17 protein-coding genes are annotated in these 18,888 nt (G+C 57.9%); 10 read left to right on the top strand and 7 right to left on the bottom strand.

What is annotated here, in order from left to right; genetic code table 11:
- The first annotated feature begins 156 nt into the window (after positions 1-156).
- From ACZIRK_RS33440 to ACZIRK_RS33425, 4 genes are all read left to right on the top strand, one after another.
- On the top strand, positions 157-1,365 hold the full coding sequence (locus ACZIRK_RS33440) for an ABC transporter substrate-binding protein (RefSeq protein ID WP_130226098.1): 1,209 nt from the start codon (positions 157-159) through the stop codon (positions 1,363-1,365).
- Between the two features lie 735 nt (positions 1,366-2,100).
- On the top strand, positions 2,101-2,634 hold the full coding sequence (locus ACZIRK_RS33435) for a hypothetical protein (RefSeq protein ID WP_130226099.1): 534 nt from the start codon (positions 2,101-2,103) through the stop codon (positions 2,632-2,634).
- A 921-nt stretch (positions 2,635-3,555) separates the two neighbouring features.
- Positions 3,556-4,644: a putative zinc-binding metallopeptidase gene (locus tag ACZIRK_RS33430; RefSeq protein ID WP_245474730.1), complete on the top strand. Its 1,089-nt coding sequence runs from the start codon at positions 3,556-3,558 to the stop codon at positions 4,642-4,644.
- A complete protein-coding gene (locus ACZIRK_RS33425) occupies positions 4,641-5,675 on the top strand; it encodes a D-alanine--D-alanine ligase family protein (protein ID WP_028166633.1) in 1,035 nt (344 codons plus the stop codon). The genes ACZIRK_RS33430 and ACZIRK_RS33425 overlap by 4 nt, the downstream gene beginning before the upstream one ends.
- 207 nt (positions 5,676-5,882) lie before the next feature.
- On the opposite strand, the gene ACZIRK_RS33420 is transcribed toward ACZIRK_RS33425, so the two are convergent.
- From ACZIRK_RS33420 to pdxR, 3 genes are all read right to left on the bottom strand, one after another.
- Positions 5,883-6,203: a DMT family transporter gene (locus ACZIRK_RS33420; protein ID WP_028167233.1), complete on the bottom strand. Its 321-nt coding sequence runs from the start codon at positions 6,201-6,203 to the stop codon at positions 5,883-5,885.
- 108 nt (positions 6,204-6,311) lie between these two features.
- Complete coding sequence (locus ACZIRK_RS33415) at positions 6,312-6,767, bottom strand: carboxymuconolactone decarboxylase family protein (protein ID WP_130226101.1); 456 nt, start codon at positions 6,765-6,767, stop codon at positions 6,312-6,314.
- A gap of 127 nt (positions 6,768-6,894) precedes the next feature.
- A complete protein-coding gene (gene pdxR, locus ACZIRK_RS33410; RefSeq protein ID WP_474418910.1) occupies positions 6,895-8,316 on the bottom strand; it encodes a MocR-like pyridoxine biosynthesis transcription factor PdxR in 1,422 nt (473 codons plus the stop codon).
- A gap of 201 nt (positions 8,317-8,517) precedes the next feature.
- Here pdxR and ACZIRK_RS33405 point away from each other — a divergent pair, with 201 nt between their 5' ends.
- Together ACZIRK_RS33405 and ACZIRK_RS33400 are read left to right on the top strand one after the other, a co-directional pair.
- Complete coding sequence (locus ACZIRK_RS33405) at positions 8,518-9,171, top strand: FMN-dependent NADH-azoreductase (protein WP_245474731.1); 654 nt, start codon at positions 8,518-8,520, stop codon at positions 9,169-9,171.
- 42 nt (positions 9,172-9,213) lie between these two features.
- Complete coding sequence (locus tag ACZIRK_RS33400; RefSeq protein WP_474418909.1) at positions 9,214-10,206, top strand: nitrilase-related carbon-nitrogen hydrolase; 993 nt, start codon at positions 9,214-9,216, stop codon at positions 10,204-10,206.
- 1,173 nt (positions 10,207-11,379) lie between these two features.
- Here ACZIRK_RS33400 and ACZIRK_RS33395 read toward each other — a convergent pair.
- The 4 genes from ACZIRK_RS33395 to ACZIRK_RS33380 form a co-directional block, all read right to left on the bottom strand.
- Positions 11,380-12,300 carry an OmpA family protein gene (locus tag ACZIRK_RS33395; protein WP_474418908.1) on the bottom strand — a complete coding sequence of 307 codons (921 nt, stop codon included), beginning with the start codon at positions 12,298-12,300 and terminating at the stop codon, positions 11,380-11,382.
- Between the two features lie 34 nt (positions 12,301-12,334).
- Positions 12,335-12,934 carry a DUF4384 domain-containing protein gene (locus ACZIRK_RS33390; protein WP_130226105.1) on the bottom strand — a complete coding sequence of 200 codons (600 nt, stop codon included), beginning with the start codon at positions 12,932-12,934 and terminating at the stop codon, positions 12,335-12,337.
- 20 nt (positions 12,935-12,954) lie between these two features.
- Positions 12,955-14,391: a trypsin-like serine protease gene (locus ACZIRK_RS33385; protein ID WP_474418907.1), complete on the bottom strand. Its 1,437-nt coding sequence runs from the start codon at positions 14,389-14,391 to the stop codon at positions 12,955-12,957.
- 111 nt (positions 14,392-14,502) lie between these two features.
- Positions 14,503-14,994, bottom strand: coding sequence for a hypothetical protein (locus ACZIRK_RS33380; RefSeq protein ID WP_474418906.1), 492 nt, complete (start codon positions 14,992-14,994; stop codon positions 14,503-14,505).
- Between the two features lie 134 nt (positions 14,995-15,128).
- Between ACZIRK_RS33380 and ACZIRK_RS33375 the strand changes: the two genes are divergently transcribed.
- From ACZIRK_RS33375 to ACZIRK_RS33360, 4 genes are all read left to right on the top strand, one after another.
- Complete coding sequence (locus tag ACZIRK_RS33375) at positions 15,129-15,755, top strand: hypothetical protein (RefSeq protein WP_130226108.1); 627 nt, start codon at positions 15,129-15,131, stop codon at positions 15,753-15,755.
- Positions 15,752-16,105: a hypothetical protein gene (locus ACZIRK_RS33370; protein WP_130226109.1), complete on the top strand. Its 354-nt coding sequence runs from the start codon at positions 15,752-15,754 to the stop codon at positions 16,103-16,105. The genes ACZIRK_RS33375 and ACZIRK_RS33370 overlap by 4 nt, the downstream gene beginning before the upstream one ends.
- Before the next feature lie 13 nt (positions 16,106-16,118).
- Positions 16,119-17,177 carry a caspase family protein gene (locus ACZIRK_RS33365; protein WP_130226110.1) on the top strand — a complete coding sequence of 353 codons (1,059 nt, stop codon included), beginning with the start codon at positions 16,119-16,121 and terminating at the stop codon, positions 17,175-17,177.
- Positions 17,178-17,422: 245 nt separating this feature from the next.
- Positions 17,423-18,079 (top strand): hypothetical protein, encoded by a 657-nt coding sequence (locus ACZIRK_RS33360; RefSeq protein WP_474418905.1) that lies wholly within the window; start codon positions 17,423-17,425, stop codon positions 18,077-18,079.
- Positions 18,080-18,888 lie beyond the last annotated feature (809 nt).

Here is an 18,888-nt window from a genome sequence, read left to right as displayed (position 1 = left end):
TGACCGCACCGGACATCGCGCCCTATCGCTGCCATGCCGCGCTGATGAACGGCGCGGAAGCAAAAGCCAGCGCCCGCTTTGCAGTGATGCCCTTCCCCTGTACCATCATGAAGACGACCGGCGTTCAGCGGTCGCTACAGCAAGGGGAGGGTTTTCATGCGTCGCAACATTATCGCCACGCTCGCGCTCCTGTTGTGGGGAGTGGGGCTCACCGCCTCCGCGGTCTCGCAACCTGTTAAGCTTGGTGTCCTCAACGACCAGACGGGACTGTACGCGGATCTGACCGGCATGGGCTCGGTCCACGCCGCGCGCATGGCGGTCGAGGATTACGGCGGCAAGGTGCTGGGCCGGCCGGTCGAAGTCATCTTCGCCGACCACCAGAATAAGCCCGACGTCGGCGCCAACATCGCGCGGCAGTGGATCGAGACCGAGGGCGTCAACCTCATCCTCGACATTCCCAATTCGGCCGTTGGGCTCGCCGTGCGCGAGGTGACGCGCACGCACGACGCCGTTGACATCAATACCGGCGCCGCCACGTCGGATCTTTCCGGAAAAGCCTGTTCGCCGCACGGCGTGCACTGGAGCTTCGACACCTACGGCCTTGCGGCGACGATCGGCCAGGCGTTGGTGAACCAGGGCGGGGATAGCTGGTTTTTCATCACCGCCGACTATGCATTCGGGCATGCCCTCGAGCGTGACACTTCAGCATTCGTCGTGGCCGCCGGTGGCAAGGTGGTGGGGGCCGTGCGCCATCCGCTCAATACCGCCGATTTCTCGTCCTTTCTGCTGCAGGCGCAAGCCTCGAAGGCGAAGATCGTCGCGCTCTCGAACGCTGGCGGCGACACCATCAACGCGATCAAACAGGCCGCGGAATTCGGCTTGACCCGCAGCAGCGACCAGCGCGTGGCTGCGCTCCTGCTGCAGTTTCCCGACACCCACGCCCTTGGGCTCGAAGCGGCGCAGGGTCTGACCGCGAGCGAGACTTTTTTCTGGGACCTCGACGACGTGACCCGCGCCTGGACCAAACGCTTCCTCGCCCGCAACGGCGGGAAACCGCCAAGCATGATCCATGCCGGGACCTACGGGGCGACGTTGCATTACCTCAAGGCGGTGGCGGCAGCTGGCATGACCGATGCGACCAAAGTCGTCGCCAAGATGAAGGAACTGCCGGTCGACGACTTCTACACCAAGGGCACGGTGCGCGAGGACGGGCGTGTGATGCGGCCCTATTATCTGCTGCAGGTGAAGAAGCCCTCGGAATCCAGATACCCGTTCGATTATCTCAAGATCCTTGCCACAGTGCCGGCTGAGAAAGCGGCGCGGCCGCTGAGCGAGAGCGCTTGCTCGATGGTGAAGCACCTCTGAGATTGGTCGCGGTGACGTGTCGGCGGCTCGCACGCCCGTCGGGCGTCGCTATCATCGGTTGTTCTCTGACCTCGACGGGCCTCCGTTCCGCCCGCGCACAAACGGGCGCTGTTCTGTAGCGGCCTTCGAAGCGCGGCGCCCGGACCAGAGATGGATTGGTTCGCCTGCGCTCCGCTCGGCGCCCCTGGAATGGCTCGCTCGCGACCAGAGCAGTTCGGGCATGACCGCTTCTGGCCCTGATGCGAACTGCGAGCGGACTTTAAAATGGTCCGCTTATCGGGTGAGACCGGACGTGACTGGCCGACCTTCCAGACGGTGCTTTTGGACCCACAGCGGACGTTGCCCATCGCCCGGCGTCCCGTTACGGCATTGTCCCTGACCGGTTCGGGCAGGAATGACTTCGGGGGACATGTCTAACACGGGCTACGCACTGACAGGCTTCGTCTTGTGGGCGCTGTTTCTGGCACTAATGCAAGCCATCCGAACCTATCTCGTCGCGACAGGAAAGGTCCCGGCCAACGCCTTTCACGCCAGACAATGCCAGACGTCCCCTCCGGGGGTGCCCAGCGGAACGATGCATAATCACGCGGCCATTAGACGCACTATGCAAAATCGTTCTGTGCAGTCCTCCCTGGAACGAGTGGTATGATCGGCATCGTGGAAACTCGATCATGGAGGTATTTGCTCCGACTAGATTTGTAGTCTGTAAACCTGCAACCCATCTGGGAGGAAACCATGAGGTATCATCTCAATGCATCGCGGATGTGGGGTTGTGTTGTACTTGCTTTGGCGTTCCCGGTGAACGCTGACCCCGCTGTGGCGGAAGAAGCAGGCCAATGGTTCGGTCGAGCCGTTCTGGTCACCCTGTCGAATAAGAGCGTGAAGCTCGAAAACCGGGCCGACCATACGGTGTCGGTCACCGAATACGATGGCGCCGTGTTCAATGCAGACGGCAAGCCCTTCCTCGACAAAGCTCGCTATCAGGTGGTTGATCTGACGGATGCTGGCACTTCCAGCGGCGGCTACAAGACATTCACAGAGGCCGACGGGTCCAAGGTCTTTGCCAAGTACGTTCTGAAAGACGCGAAACTGCCGGAGCTACGCGGCACCTTCGAGTTCATTGGCGGCACGGGGAAGTATGCGGGGATCACGGGCCGCGGCGACTACCACGTCGTCCTGATCAGCGACACGGCGTTATGGGATGAACTCCGCGGCGAGTACAAGATTCCAGGGACCGTTGGAAGGTCGCGACCTGATCCGGCCAGATGAGCGTTGAGAACTCGCTATGGCGAGCGCCGTGCATTCACGGGAGAGGTGCTCAACTTGGGCACAAAACCAACATAAGCACCCCACTAGATACGAGCGGGATGTAATGACTAAGGGTCGGCAGCGGTCGGTCTGGCACCGCCCAATCTGATTTCCGCTGTTGGCCCATGGCCGAAATCTGGATTGAAGATCGCCACGTCAGCTCACCGGGGTAGACCGGACGCCGCTCAGCGCGGCGTCAAATGCCGCTTGTGACCCAAAGCGGGCAAGAGTTGATCTAAATCAACACAAGTCGTCGGCCGCCTCCGGAAACTCGATGTCGGAGAGCACACGAAGCCGCGGTGCCGCCCAAGGATGAAATCGTCGATGATAAAGATCACTCTGATGATTTGCGTCGCCCTCATGCTGTTGGCGTCGAGTGCGACTGCGCAAAAGCCAGTAGGACCCTGCACAGCGGACGAGATGAGGTTGTGCGCCGGAATACAGCCAGGTCGAGACAGTCTCCGCGCCTGTTTTCGAGAGCACATCCAGGAACTTTCAGATGCGTGCCTCTTGGCACTTGCTAGGCTTAGTGCGGTTGACAAGACATGCAGGGAGCGGCTCAACCGAGAGTGTGCCAGCGTCGAACCCGGACAGGGCCGCCTCGAGTCTTGCCTGAGGTCTGCTGCCGCCAAGCTGGACGATTATTGTAAAGGTGCTCTTAGTCGCGCTATCCCCGGCGCCGGCAGTACCCGGTGATGATCGCGGAATTGGACCTTCGTTGCTGCGAAGTCCGGAAATGGCCCGACTGCGAAGTCCGCGCACGATCGGAAATCGTCTGCTTATCGGGGTCGATCGGAAGTGACTGGTCGACCTTCCAATCGGCGCTTTTGACCCAAAGCCGACGCGGCCATCGAACAACGGCACGCCGCCAAGACTCGGCGGTTGTTGCCAGCAGCATCCTATGACACCATCCAGGTGCGTTTTTATGGCTTCTGGATGCCTATGCCACGTCGGAAATATACTTGGGAAAAGCTGTCGGACGAGCAGTTGCTCGAGCAACGCCTCAGTAGCCTGAAGGTTTCGGTCGAAGACACCTGGCTCGAGGATTGTCTCAGAACTCTATACGAAGAGCTTCAGGCGCGGGGCATCCGGCTGCGGCCACACGCATGGATATCGAGCGAATGGTTTAGTCCGGCAAATGTGCCGGGCATCGCCATCCCATTCTATCTCGCCCATCCCCGACTTATGAAGATCGAGAAGAAAATGATGCTCGACGTGGAGGGTGGCACCTGGTCCGAGTGCATGGCCATTCTCCGTCACGAGGCAGGCCATGCCGTGCAGCACGCCTACCAGCTGCAACGCCGCCGGCGTTGGCAGCAGTTGTTCGGCCCGTCTTCGAAACACTACCCCCTCTACTACCGGCCCAATCCGGCTAGCCGGCGTTATGTCCAGCATCTTCGGCTCTGGTACGCGCAGAGCCATCCGGACGAAGATTTCGCCGAAACCTTTGCAGTGTGGTTGCGGCCGCGGTCGAACTGGCGGACACGGTATGCCGGTTGGCCAGCGCTGAAGAAGCTTGAATATGTCGACGAGCTGATGGGCGAGATAGCAGGGAAGCGGCCGCCAGTCACGACGCGCGAGCGTACCGATCCGCTGCATAAGCTCAGTCAAACGCTTGGCGAGCATTACCAAAAAAAGCAGGCGTTCTACGCCTTCAAGCCACCGAAGACATACGACCGCGACCTCTCCCGCCTGTTCTCTGCTGACCCACGGCATCGGCGGCAGCAACCGGCTTCGGTTTTTATCAGACGGCACCGCGCCCAGATCAGACAGCTGGTTGCGCGGTGGACGGGCGAGAACCAGCTTACGCTCGACGCCGTTCTTGACGATATGATCTCCCGCTGCCGCGAACTCGATCTGCGTGCCCCCGGCTCCGAACGGAAGCTTGTGCTCGACTTCACCGTCCTGTTGACTGCCAAGACCATGCACGCGCTGTTCGGCCCGTCGCGGCGCAAATGGATCGCGCTATGAGACGTCTGCGCATTCTAGTGCTGATGCATCCGGACTGCGTGCCCCCGGACTCGACCGACGGATACACCGCGCGGGAAGTCAACGCATGGAAAACGGAATTCGACGTCGTGAGCACCTTGCGTGGGGCTGGCCATGACGTTCACCCGCTCGGCGTGCAGGAGGAAATCAAGCCGGTGCGCGACGAGATCGAAGGTTTCAAGCCCCATGTGGTATTCACGTTGCTGGAGGAATTCCACTATGCGTCCGCGTATGCCCAGCATATCGCCAGCTATCTCGAGCTGATGAAAATCCCGTATACCGGGTGTAACCCGCGCGGCCTGATCCTGGCGCGCGGCAAGGATCTATCCAAGACACTGGTGCACCATCGCCGGATCGCGGTGCCCGCCTTTGCCGTGTTTCCGATACGCCACAAGGTCAAACGGCCGGCGCGCCTTGCGCTGCCGCTGGTCGTCAAGAGCCTGAACGAGGATGGGTCCTTCGGAATCTCGCAAGCATCCATCGTCGATACGGACGAGCAGCTCGCAGAGCGCGTCGCGTTCGTTCACGAGCGGCTCGGTACTGCCGCCATCGCCGAACAGTACATCGAAGGACGTGAACTATATGTCGGCGTGCTCGGCAACAATCGGCTGCGCGTTCTGCCGGTCTGGGAATTGAAGTTCGGCAGCATGGGCGGTCAGGGGGCACGGCAGATAGCCACCGAAAAGGCCAAACACGATCCGAGTTATCAGGAACGCGTCGGAATTGTAGATGGGCCGGCCAAGGACCTTGCGCCGGAGGTATCCGCCGGCATTCAGCGAACGGCGAAACGCATCTACCGGACGCTGGGGCTCGATGGATACGCACGCATCGACTTTCGCCTTTCTGCCGACGGCACTCCGTATTTCATCGAAGCCAATCCCAACCCTGAAATAGCGAAGAGCCAGGAGTTCGCTACAGCCGCTCGGTATGACGGGCTTGATTACCCCGACCTGTTGCATCGCATTCTGGTCCTCGGAATCAGCCGGGCAAAGGCAGGCGCATCCGTAGGCTGAAAGACCACGCGAAACGGGCCATTGCGCGAGCTGGTCTGCTTCTGGCCCCGAGCCGACCAACGCTCAAGCCGTTGTTACGTCGGCTGTCGGTGGCAGACCGGACGCCTGTCCATGCTGGGATGCACCGCCGCTTTTGGACCCAAACCGGACACTGGGGCTTGCTGCCGCAAGAGAATGGTCACCCCCTGAACGCCTCCAGCGGCATCCTTAGTTTGCGGAAACAAGTTTCAATCCGATCACGCCTGCCACAATCAAAGCAATGCAAAGCATCCGCGCCGGCGACGCAGAGTCGCCCAGCACTGCGATACCCAGAACCGCGGTACCGGCGGCGCCGATACCGGTCCAGACGGCGTACCCCGTTCCTACGGGAAGTGTGCGGAGCGCCTGCGAGAGAAGAAAGACACTCGATAAACCGGTGGCAGCCGTAAACACCGCGGGTATCAGCAGCGTGAATCCTGCGGACCACTTCATACCGAAGGCGAATCCGATCTCGAGAAGGCCGGCGGAGACCAATATCATCCATGCCATGTGGGTCAATCCATTCGCTAGTCGCCGGGGTTACGGCCTGGCGGCGCTCGTGAGGGGCCCGGATGCGCATGGACGAATCTCCGTGCGCGACGCGTTGCTGATGGCGCCTCAAGCCTTACTGGCGGCGGCAGGGATCGAGCGGAACGAAATTCCCAATCGATTGAACGCGCTCATCAAGCCGATCGCATAGGTGAGGTCAGCAAGTTCCTTGTCGCTGAATTCGCGAGCGGCGGCCTCATAGTCGGCATCGGGAACGCCGGTTTCGGCGACCCGCGTCACAGTTTCGGTCCAAGCCAGCGCAGCGCGTTCGCGCTCACTAAAGACATCCCCTGCGTCGCGCCATACAGGCACCAGCACGAGCTTGTCTGCGGCGACGCCAGACTTGAGCAGATCGCGGGAGTGCATATCGATACAGTAGGCACAGCCATTGATCTCCGACACCCGCAGGTACACGAGATTGACCAGTTGCTTTGGAAGGCCGCTTTTTTGAAGATAGACGTAGACACCTCCGAAAGCCTTGAAGCCTTCCGGTGAAGCCTTGGCGTAATCGATGCGCTTGTTCATGATTGAAATCCTCATCTGGTTGAAGGATTCCATCGTCTCGTATCTTGGCCTATTCAAGAAGGTCCAAGATCGGCCTTTGTAGCTGGGCCATGATTCCAGGCTCCAGAAGATCGGGCCCAAACTGCCGTTACATCAATTTTAAGATGCGCCGTCCGAAATTTTCGGCCGTGCGCCGAGAGTCAATATTCGTAAAATTCAGAAGAAGGGCCGAAACTCCGTCGTTACGCGTCGTCCAGTCCGTGAGCGCCTCCGCGTACAGATTCTGTTCCCGCATGCTTGCAACGAGCCGGCGGTCTGAACGGTTGCCTCGCAGACGCAAGATCAGGTGCATGCCCCCGGGCTGCAAATCTATGCGCACATATTTTCCCAGCACGCTTTCCAGGCCTGCCGCGGTCGCTTCCCGACGCTCCGCATAGAGTTTTCGCATCCGCTGGATATGGCGTGCAAAATGTCCCTCACCGATGAATGCAGTGACGATGGTTTGCGTCAGCCCGGGACAGCCCGCCGAAAGGCTTTCAGTGACCTGCTCAAACTGCTCGACCTGCCCTTCCGGCACCACGAGATAGGCGAGGCGGATGCCTGGAAATAGCACCTTGCTGAACGTGCCAGCATAGAGCACCCGCCCATCACGATCGAGGCTCTTCAACGCAGGGAGCGGGCGGCTGACATAGCGGTATTCGCCGTCGTAATCGTCTTCGATGATCCATGCCTTGTTTCGCGCGGACCAGTCCAACAGCGCGAGGCGCCGGGGTAACGACAAGGACATGCCGAGCGGGCTCTGATGCGCAGGTGTGACCACCGCCGCGTGCGCCCGGGGCGCCCGCTTGACGGCATCGGAAACAACCATGCCCTCCCCGTCGACCGGCACGGAGACGCCTTCAATGTGCATACGGTTGAATATTTCCCGTGTGGGCGGGTAGCCGGGGTCTTCGAGCCAGACGCGATTACCCGCTTTCAATAGGGCATGACCAATCAGTTCAACAGTTTGACGATATCCCGAGGTAACGAACACCTGTGATGGCGAGCAGCTGAGTCCCCGCGAAACCTGGAGGTACCTGGCGATTTCCGCACGCAGCAGCGGCAGGCCGTACACAGAAGGATGGATCATATTAGAAGGCTGCATGGCTCGCACACTGCGCGCGCCAAGGCGCGCCCAGATCTTGCGGGGGAACGCATCCAAGGCCGGCAAGCCCATCTGGAACGGCAGGATGGAATCCGGGCGAAAACTGGCAGTATCGATGTTGGGATTCGGCAGCGGCACCGGGCCAGTAATGGCCGTTCGCGGCTTGAGCTCCGGGCTGACAATGGTCCCTGCCTGCCCCCGTGCCTCGATATACCCCTCCGCGGCCAGCAAGGAATAAGCAGTTTCAATGGTACCTCTGGCCAGCCCCAATTCCTTGGTCAGCGACCGCGCCGAGGGAATGCGGTCACCAGGCTTCAGCATTCCAGTTGCGATAGCGTCGCGAAACCGATCGTAAATTTGCCGGTAGAACGGTGCGGCCGCCGTTGGATCAAGCGGGGAGATTTTTTCAGGTTTCACGGCAGGCATGGCCCGATCCGACCTGTGGAGGAACGAAACCTACTATGCCACAACGGCTCGGATCGGTCTCCACCTCTCGCGGGCTGCAACGCCGAGACTATCGCACGGGCAATCATGGACCACTCGCAAAGCTCATTTATGGCCCTTGGATGCAGGCTGCAATTGCTTATCGTTGATGAACAGAGTTAGACCGCAGCGATTGGAAAGCAGATGATGAAAATACTGCATTTGATTTGCAGCCCCCGCGGACAGGCATCGGAGAGCTACAGATTATCTCAAAAAATCATCGACTATTTGCTGGATAGCGAGCCCACGGCAACCGTCATCATTCGACCGATCGGCCGCGCCATCGCCGATCTCGATGAAAGCTACGCGACTGCTCTTGGCAGCACCGAGCGATCGTCCGCGGAACTGTTTGCCGAGGGCTCCATGTCCCGGTCAGAAGAACTGATTCAGGAACTGGAGAGCGCGGATTTCGTGGTCATCGCAACTCCAATGCATAACTTCACGGTGCCCGTCGCTCTGAAGGCGTGGATCGATCACGTCGTTCGAGTCCGTCGCACTTTCAACGTGACTGCCGAAGGAAAACTGGGCGCACTGCGCGACCGTCCAGTCTTTGTCGCGGTGTCCTCGGGCGGAAGATTTTCTGGCGAGCGCACGCACCAGCCGGATTTTCTCACGCCGTATCTGAAAGCTATCCTGAGCACCATCGGCCTGCATGACCTGACGTTCTTCTCCGTTGAAGGCTCGGCCCTTGGTCCTGATGCGTTCGCCAAAGCCCGCACCAGAGCCGATCAAGCGATGCAGGGGTTCTTTCTCCGTTTTGCGCGTAATTCAAAGGTGTCGTTCCAGCAAGTGGTATGAGCAGCGGTCGCATCGATTCAATTTGCATTCGTGGAGAACAGCATGACTATCGTCAAAGCCGCTGCCGTACAGATCAGCCCCGTGCTCTACAGCCGGGAAGGAACGGTGCAAAAAGTAATTCAGAAGATCGGGGAACTCGCCAAGCTGGGGGCTCAGTTCGCCACGTTCCCCGAAACGGTGGTGCCGTATTATCCCTATTTCTCATTCGTGCAGACCCCTTTCGAGATCAGAACCGGCAAGGAGCACCTCAGGCTGCTCGATCAGGCGGTAACGGTACCCTCGGCCACTACAGAGGCTATCGCCGAGGCTGCGAGGCGGGCCAGGATGGTCGTGTCGATAGGCGTCAATGAGCGGGACGGCGGCACGCTCTACAACACGCAATTGTTGTTCGACGCAGACGGCGACCTAATCCAGCGCCGTCGCAAGATCAGTCCCACTTTCCATGAGCGCATGATTTGGGGCCAGGGCGACGGCTCCGGGTTGCGCGCGGTGGACAGCGCCGTCGGTCGTATCGGCCAGTTGGCATGCTGGGAGCATTACAATCCGCTGGCGCGCTACGCTTTGATGGCGGACGGCGAGCAGATCCATTCGGCGATGTATCCGGGTTCATTCGCAGGTGACCGATTTGCCGAGCAGACACAAGTCAGTATCCGTCAACACGCCCTTGAAGCCGGCTGTTTCGTCGTCAACGCAACAGCGTGGTTGGATAGCGAACAGCAAGCGCAGATCATGAAGGACACCGGGTGCAGCATGGGACCAATCTCCGGCGGCTGCTTCACGGCAATCATTTCGCCCGAAGGTGAATTGATCGGCGAAGCCCTCCGTTCCGGTGAAGGTCAGGTGATTGCCGATCTCGATTTCGCGTTGATCGATCGGCGCAAGCAGCTCATGGACTCGCGCGGCCACTACAGTCGACCTGAAGTTCTCAGCCTGGCCATAGACCGCACAGCGGCGGCGCACATCCATGAACGCGGTACGCATCCTTTGCCGATCGTCGTTGAGCCAATTGATGAAGATAAGGTCGAGGCAGCTTAGTGCGGGCGCAATTGCGCGAGGGTGTGTTCTTTGGAGGTCCGGGCTGCAAATCCATTGTGCTCGTATTGAATGGCGGACTCCCGGCGCTCAGTTCGGTCACCGACACGTCCGTTCCTGGCCCTTCGCCGACTTCTCGACCGGCGGCGCCGGTGTCTGGTTCTGAGGTGGGTGCGGACAATAGGGTGCCGGAGTGCGCGGACGTCTCGAATACTCGCCTAGTCACTCAAAGGGCTAGTTCTTCCATAACGAAGGATGGGCGAATCATCTGACGGCAACGCGTCCGCGCCTGCAGACCGGAAGGAAGTCGCCTTGTGCGGACAGTTCGGTGGCTTTGCACTGGCCGCAGCAAACTACCCGCTTTACGTCAGCGTTTTGTGCAAATCCCCGCACGAATAAGCAACTTAGGCCGCGGCCGATCGCGCGGGCCGCGAAGCTCCTTTTCATTCTGGTTTCGAATGAATTCGTCCTGCAGGCGTCAAGTAACACAAGCCTTAGACGTTTTGCCTCCCGCACCGCCTGCAAGACCCTAGGTCGTCCTTCACATCTGTGTCTTGCTCCAGCTTTGCGTCCACGGGGATTAGATAATTGCCGCCGTCAATCTCGATACCATGACCCGCATAGAAAATGAGGCGATATCAGCTTCCGAGGCCCTGTCTTCGAACGCGCCTAGCGCTTGGAGAAAATCAGAGCGATCGGCGTTAGATACACGACTTACTTCAAAGGCTATTCGCAGAAATGCTTCTTCCAAGTCGGCTGCGCTCGTTTGAAGGATTAGCGAGGGAAGCCACGCGGTGGTCCCGTTGCCAACTATGAGTGCTACGCGTTGTTGGAATTCGGCCTGCGCAGAACTGGGAGCAAGTAGCAAGGTGTGCAAAAATTGCGACAGCCAGCGGTGCGATGCCGAATTGCTTCGATTTCAATAATCCCAACATGCGTGGCCCAACCCAGGTCGGGCGCCATGTGGCAGCCATGATACGTTGCCACCGAAACCGCAAGCTCTGAAACCGAACCGTAGCATTGAAACTGGTCCACTGCGCCACGGTCCAAAATGTTCTTTTAATATATTCGCGTAAAGCACGCCGGCAACTGCTCCGGTTAGTGAACTGCTCGCGCCTCGATCTGGTCGGGTCCTGTGCTTGCGCCTGGGATCTTGCTCGTCGGAACGCCATTGGTTCAACGAACGATCTGTACCTCAACGCGACGTAACAGTTGCTTTATCTGATCGTCGTCAAAGCTCTCAGCGTTTTCTAGTCTGATCGGCTCGTGATAGCCTTTGCCGATGGTCGTTATGCGGTCAGGTCCGTAGCCGCGCGTCATCAAAAAGGACCTCACTGCGTCCGCCCTTCTTCGGGAGAGCGCCAAATTGTAGGAGTCCGAGCCGTCATGGTCGGTATGACCAATGATGAGCAGCTTGGGGAGCTGCTTGGTCCGCAGATACGCGATCAACTCACCGGCGTATTTTGCTCCGAGCGCCGTCATTGTAGCGCTATCGCGAATGAACTGGATGGGGACAATCGTGGATTGAACCTCAATACCGCGAGCAGCGATTCCGAAATTGGAACCCCGTACGAATACCGGCGACAGAAAACGCGATTGCTGTGCAAGATGAAAGATTCTCAGAACGTCCTCATCTGTTGCGAGCGCACCCGCTTGCGCCTTTTGAACGTCCACCAGCGCCTCCTGGAACAGCTGGCTCGCTCCAGAAAAATCCTGCTCTGCATCCTGGCGTTTGGTCTGCAACAACAACCCCATGACCTCGAGAAGCTGCCAGGGCCGCCCGAAGCGGGTGGCGGACTCATAGATGGCTAGCCGCTGATCGAGCGGAAGGTGCGAGGCAATTTCGATATGCGCCAGGACAGCGTCTTGAGCAATCGTCCGCCGCTGTTCCGAAGAGCAGGACGCATTATCAAGAGCCTCGATCACCTTCCGTCGGAAATCCGCAAGCTTGAGGTGAGCACGCGCGCTGTAGAACTCACCCCAATTCTTGTCGCAGTCGTCGGAAGCCTCGCTCCGTGTGACCATGCATGTCAGACATAGGGCGGCAAGGACGAGGACGAGTAAGAACGCTTTTCTACAAACGCGCAGCTTGCTCATAAGGAAGCCAGTCTTACTAGGCGTCCAGCGGCAGTCACTTTTTGTCCGCTGCCACCGTAACAATGACTAATGCTGCCCCCTGGGACTCGGCAGGTGCCGCGGCGAGGTCTCGCAAGAACTCGTCGTCCGATCGATCTAGATTCGCAAAGGCCTTCCCGTTTTGCCAATCCGAGAGCAGAGTTTTGCGATGCTTCTCCGGCAGCGGCGAGGTGGAGGCGTAGATGTAGAGAACATCCTTACCTACTGGCCCGCGGACATCGATCGTCCACTTGTCCGCATCCGCGGGGATCCGACTCTTCCCAGCCTTGACGAAGGCCTCTTTGTGATATGCGTTGGGAAAAAGCCAGGTGGTAGCCTTGCTCGTCCCCTTATTCAGTATGTACAGATAAGCATCCTTGTCGACATTGACGGTGAGCTTCATCTTGTCGCCCACCTTATAAGTGGCATTCGGACGATCGGTTTGCGCAACGACCTTGATCGTCTGCCTTTGCGTCTTGGTTGCCTCGATAAAAATCTTCTGGGACGCGACTAGATCACGCTCAAGATCGCCCGGTTGGTCGTCTGCGAATGCAGAGGAAGCCAAAACAAACGAGGCGCAAAAGGCAATGGCCGAAACTGTGCTGATGTAGCTCATTAAAACCTCCAAAAGGGTACTTATTTAACCAACTCATAGGTCAATTGCGCGATCGCGCGATTGATGGGGGCAACGGGTTCGACTTTGATCCCGCGAGTCTTCACCTCGCGATCCGCAAGCGAATCAAACAACGATTTTGGATCGGCTATCACGCCCAAGTCATCGTTTAGTTTTGTTAGATCGTCGATCGGGGTCTGCGGCGGCAGGACCACAGCGATGAGCGTATTCTTGCCGAGAGGGGGTGTGGCGCGAAGACGGAAGCTGTCTGCCTGGTCGGGCAAGATCAGGGCTGCACCTGCGCGGATTTTGCCGGCTACATCGTTCTTGATGAACTTGTTGGGATAAATTTGATAAGTCTTTCCATCAGGGTCGCGGTTGAAAACCACCAAATTTCCATCGATGGAGCTGATGACACGGAGCTGGATCAAGTCGCCGAGACGCGCGCTTGGGCCAGAGAGAAGTTCGATCGAGAGCTGAGCCAGAGTGCTGGGCTTAGACGCCTGAGTGTTTCCGAGGATCTTTGCAAGAGCCTGGCTAAGGTAGGCGGGAACGGAAGACAAAGCCGTCCCACTCCCGGTGCCTTCGTCCGAGGCTTGAGCGAACTTGGCGGTTGGGACGAGTTCGCGTATCCAGCCCTCCGCATTGGCCACGGAGGCGTAGACCCCATACGATCTCGGCTGGGCGCATCCTGCACCCCAACTTACCACTCCGATCTGGATCGTTTCCGCGAGTAGTCCTCGGTAAAGCAGAGGGCCTCCACTGTCGCCCTGGCAGGCGTCAGACTGGCCGTCCTCGAAGCCCGCGCAGAGATTCGCCGCCGTTATGCGGCTTTCGCCGTAGCGGCTCTGGCATCGCGCCGTCCCAACAATGGGGACGTCAGCCTGAAGCAAGCGGTTTGAGGCCATTCCGGTCTGGCCTTGTCCTGCCTGCGCCGGACGCGCAAGAATCCTTCCAAACCCAACGATGGTGGCTAAATCGCCCTCCCTAGGAATGGTGTCGCGAGCTTGCCCGCGCAGTAGCGTCTGTAGTGGCGAAAGCGCAGCCGTTTTAAGCTTTAACAGCGCAGTATCGTTGGTGGGCGGACCGCCGCGATATCGCGGGTTGATGACAATGTCTGCGATCGATATCCGTCGACCTGTAGTGTTGAGTTCGACCGTACCCTCCTCGATCTCGAACTCGGCGATATCTCGGTTGGCGACGCAGTGAGCCGCTGTAAGAACCCAGTACTTGTCGATGACCGTTGCGCCGCAAATAGGGCGATCGCGAAAGATCAACGCCACCATGCTCGGCCAGGCTCCGGGCCGCGCGGGTTTGCCGCCAACGATTCGATAGATGGGATCGCCTCCCCGCGTCGTCGATTCCGTCTCGGGAAGAAGGTTGCGGTACGTGGTCTCGTAGTCGATGTTGTTTGCTATTCCGGTTGGACGGCCATCACCCAGCGCGGGTGAGAAGCCCATCACGAACAGCGAAGCAATGAAAACGTTTTAACATGATCATTCTCAAAGCGGAGACCTGCTTAATGAGCAGGTCTCCAGGGTATTGCAACTACCACGGAAAAGGCAACTCGCTTACTTGACGGTCACGACGGTGGCTTCGGCAACCGACCATTCGTTCTTCGCCAGCCGATCGGTCTTCGCCTTGAGCGCCCGGCGAAACGCGGCTTCATCGACATCCAGCGAGTACTGTTTTCGCACGGAGGTTTCACCTGCAAAGCCGTTTATCTTGGACTTTGTGGTTACGAAGATGACCCGATCCTTGCCGAACGAGTGGCTTCCGCTGGAGGGCCCGGTCACATTCCACTCGAGATCGCCCTTGGGCGCGATCGGCACGTTCTCCCGGACCACGAAAGCTCTGCCCGAAGCCGAGAGCAGGTACAGGTGCCCAAAGCCATTCCGGTCGGCCTTGCCATGGATTCGGATTTGGTTGTCCACGGTAAGCGCGGAGGACTGGACGGTGACCTTCGGATGGGCGACAACGGCAGAGGTACCTAGGTACGCCGCGCCGATCGCGAAGAGGGCGAGGCTGGCGGCGGTGGCGAGGTTCTTCGCGGTGATGTTCATGGCTCTCTCCTGTATGTTTGATGTCGTCGATTGACGATGAGTGGATTATGCTCGGGTTTTTCGCGGTAAAAAGAGACGAGGAATTTGGAGAGCTCCAGTGCAATTTGTAGGCTCCAAATGATTTGGAGGGGGCGATGCCGGTGGTTTCAAAAGCGGGCACCGGAAAGCTGTTAGACTGGACTGCCGAGCGAGAGATCACCGCTGATCTCGAGTTGATCGGGGAGCTTCGCCGCGCGCGCCAAGAATTTCAGCAGGAGCTTTGCGCAGCGAGCGAAAGTCGCGATGAAGAGGTGCTCGAGCTCCTCAGAAGTGATGCGATGTATGAGTTCAGTGAATTCTTCTATTTATTGAAGGCCCGCAAGATTGAAACCAGCGATGACATTAGAAATCTTGCCGAAGCTCACAATGCATATCTGACCGAACTTACTCGTGATGATTCGAAGATGCGGCGAATTGGATTGAAGCGCGACAGGTTGCTTCTCGCCATCTTTACATCCGACACTCTGCCGAGACTGATCCAGAACTGGAAGGATCAGGCCGGAGCAATCGATCAATCGAACCTTGGCCGCTTGCTGGTTACTATTATGTCAGTAGAGACCACTAGAAAGCTGGTTGTGGGTGCGGCCAAGGCTGGCTTTCTACATCGCGAGAAAACCCCGTATGGCACCTTTATAGTTAGATCAAACGGGAAAATGGAAGACGTGTACGGGCGCGTTGTCCGGGATTTGCGCATCAATCTAGTGAGGCTGAAACACCCATGACCAAATCGGCAGCTCTCATATTCCTTGTTGCCCTGCAGGTTGCGCTTCCGTGCAATGCAAGGTCGGCGTCCGATCAATCGTTCTCCAAGGCCGAACTGAGCATCATTGACCGTAATCAAACCCTTCAAACATTGATGAAATCGCACCCACAAGCGGTCCGGCAAGCGCTTGATCTGATGCAGCAGAACCGGGTTGGCTCGCGTTCGACAGGATCTGAGGAGAGTCTGCAGTCGCGAGATGAATCGGTTGTCGATCCCGATTTGGACGAGCTCGAACGTTCAAACCCGGAAGCGGCTCGTGACCTGTTTCTGCTGATCAAGCGAGTAGCAGCGGAGAAAAGCAGAAAGTAGCCAGGACATTTCCATGCCGATCGTTTTTCGTTTTGCCCTTTTCGTATTGTTGGTCGTCTTTCAATTTCCTGAACTTGCGAAAGCCGAGGCTGGCGTTCCGAAGCGGGTAGCGCTGATCGTCGGAAACGGCAGCTACAGATACGTGGCATCACTCTCTAATCCGCCGAATGATGCTTCTGATATCGGAGAGGCGTTCAGGCGCGTTGGTTTCAAGGTGTCGATCGCGATGAATGCGGACCGGTTAGCGTTCCTGCGGGCGCTACGGGCGTTCGAGGATGAGGCTCTCGAAGCAGACATTGCCATCGTATTCTATGCGGGGCACGGCATTGAGATCGATGGCAGCAACTTCCTGGTTCCGATCGACGCAAAGCTCGATCGCGACACCCACGTGGAAGACGAAGCTGTTCCGCTCGCGAGAGTTCTTCAGGCTGTTGCTGGTGCCAAGAGGTTAAGGCTTGTATTTCTGGACGCGTGCCGAGCAAACAACTTTGAAAACACCATGAAGCGAACCGTTGCATCGCGTGCGATCGGGCGGGGACTAAACAACCTGCAGCCCGTGGGCTCGACCGTCGTCGCTTATTCCGCCAAACAGGGAACGCTTGCCGAAGATGGGGCAGGGCGAAATAGCCCATTTGCCAGTTCGTTGCTTGCCCACATCGAACAGCAAAATCTCGAGATCAACTTCTTACTGCGAACAATTCGCGACGATGTTTTGAAAGCAACCAATCATCGTCAGGAGCCTTACACCTATGGATCGCTCGGCGCCGAGCGCATCTATCTGAATGGCCAGGCTGAACCAGCCAATACCGCGGATGAGGCGGCCTGGAATTTTCTCGATAAATCTAGCGTCAAAGATCTACTTAAATTCATTCGTCAGTTTCCCACCAGCCAATATCGATCCGAGGCCGAAGCTATAATCAAAACACTCGATGGGGAGCGGTGTCAGGATGGCAGCCTGCGTGCCGGCACGGGCGGGTGCAAGCCGTCCTCATCCTCGAGATTGCCGGTTGCCCCGGGGAGCGTCGCAATCCCGGACAAGTGCTTTGAGCTGAAAGGCAAACGTTACTGCTGATGTTGAGGGGGCGCACAGTGATTAAGGTTTGCAGACCCAAGGCGCTTCGAGCTTTCTTGATGATCGCGGCGGCAACATTATGTTGTCAGGAAGCTGGTGCCGCAAACCGCGAAGAGGCTATAGCAAATTGTCGAATGAGCCTGGGGCGGCCGATAGTTCAAGCTTGCATGCAGAGGCTTGGGGGAGGTCCAGAAAATCTGGAAAGGTGTCGCTCAACTGCCTCGCCTGTGGTGCGAAGATGCGTCATGAAGGCAATGGGTGCAGATTCTGACGCAGAACGTTCGCCTCCATCGAATCGAGCAGTGCCCAATCCAGCTTCGAAGTCGCCTAAGCCTAGTTCAGAAAGAGTTGCCGGCGGCCCAATTTCCGACATTGCTCCTCTGCCTCCGGACGAAAGTCGCATCCCCATCGAATTTCGAGAGCTGGAAGCATCGGTTGTCTCGACGAAAACTTCATATGAGAACGCAGTCAGACTGAAGAATGGATCAGTGTTCGTTGCGCATGTCACCGAGGCCTTGAAGATCAAGGTTCTCTCCAACGACTCGATTGAGGTCGAGCGTGAGCAGAAGCGTTTCGATAAGAACGACAATCCGATTGGCTCACCGATCGCGGGTAGTCTTACCTTCGAATTGGGTGAGGAGAAAAAGAACGCTCGTGGCGGTGAGGTTGTCTGGAAATTTGAAGGCAGTACGTTATTCTACCAAGTGAGCCTGGTTCAAGGCGCCTTTCGCACGGTCATTCCGATCTACAGGCAGGGCGACGCGCTGAAGTGCCTCGTCATGTCTGGTTTTGCGCGCGAGAACGGCACGAGCCCGGTTAGAACGATCGGTGCCGATGGCTCGGTCGTCGAAATCTTGAGTTCGAAGAAACTCAATTCTAGCTGCGACGTCTCTCAGCGCTAGGCACTCCGTCTCGACAGTAAAGCTATCGCATAAGCTCTGTCTTGACCCTCTCGGGTGAGCGTGACTCCAATGCGTTTGGAGGCGCGCAAATCGATGGGGGCTTTGCGCCATCGTCAACTCCCCAAAAACGCAGTTGGATCGGACCATTGAATGGTTCGGCGGACGCCTTTCCCGCCCGCCCATCGTCTTTTTGGGGAGTAAACAATGTTCAATCGGTATAGAGTAATCCTTATTCGCTTCTATCTCGTGGTCACCCACGTCGGATTTGCGCTGGCGACATCATCTGCTCCCATGACCGGAATCGCCGCGCTGGCGCTTCTCACAGTGGCTAGGTTGCTTTCGCGACACTCAAGGATCAAAACCCTTGTTAGCTCCGCGCGGTGCGAACGCGGTGATCTCAACAAACTTGCAGCAAGCGCGAAGGTCGCGGATACAGCAGCCACCTTTTGATCCCGGAGGAATAGAATCGATCCGAGTGAGTCCGGATCGTCGCCGGCGGGCCTCTAAGTAAGATCCGAATTGTCGAAGTTTCAATAGCGAAGGAAAGCCTTGTGGTCATTCACTGGCCCAGTTTTTCCATAACAACGCATATCCGAATGACGTCCGATGTTGGGGAGAAACCAGACGTGCTGCCGGTTCGAACCGTCGTCCGTTATTGACCCATTGCGGACCTTCGCGAATGTTTGCTCTTCCGCCGCTTCCGAGGGTACACCGGACATCAACCGTCGTAACCCCCGCCGCCGGAATTTATGAGTACACGGCTTCGTCAATCGTTCAGTGGCTCCTCCGTTACGAATGACTATGCTCCG

This window comes from Bradyrhizobium sp. Leo114 (assembly GCF_055229415.2).
Note: the sequence above shows the minus strand (reverse complement) of the source record. Positions and strands in the feature narration are given on the sequence as shown.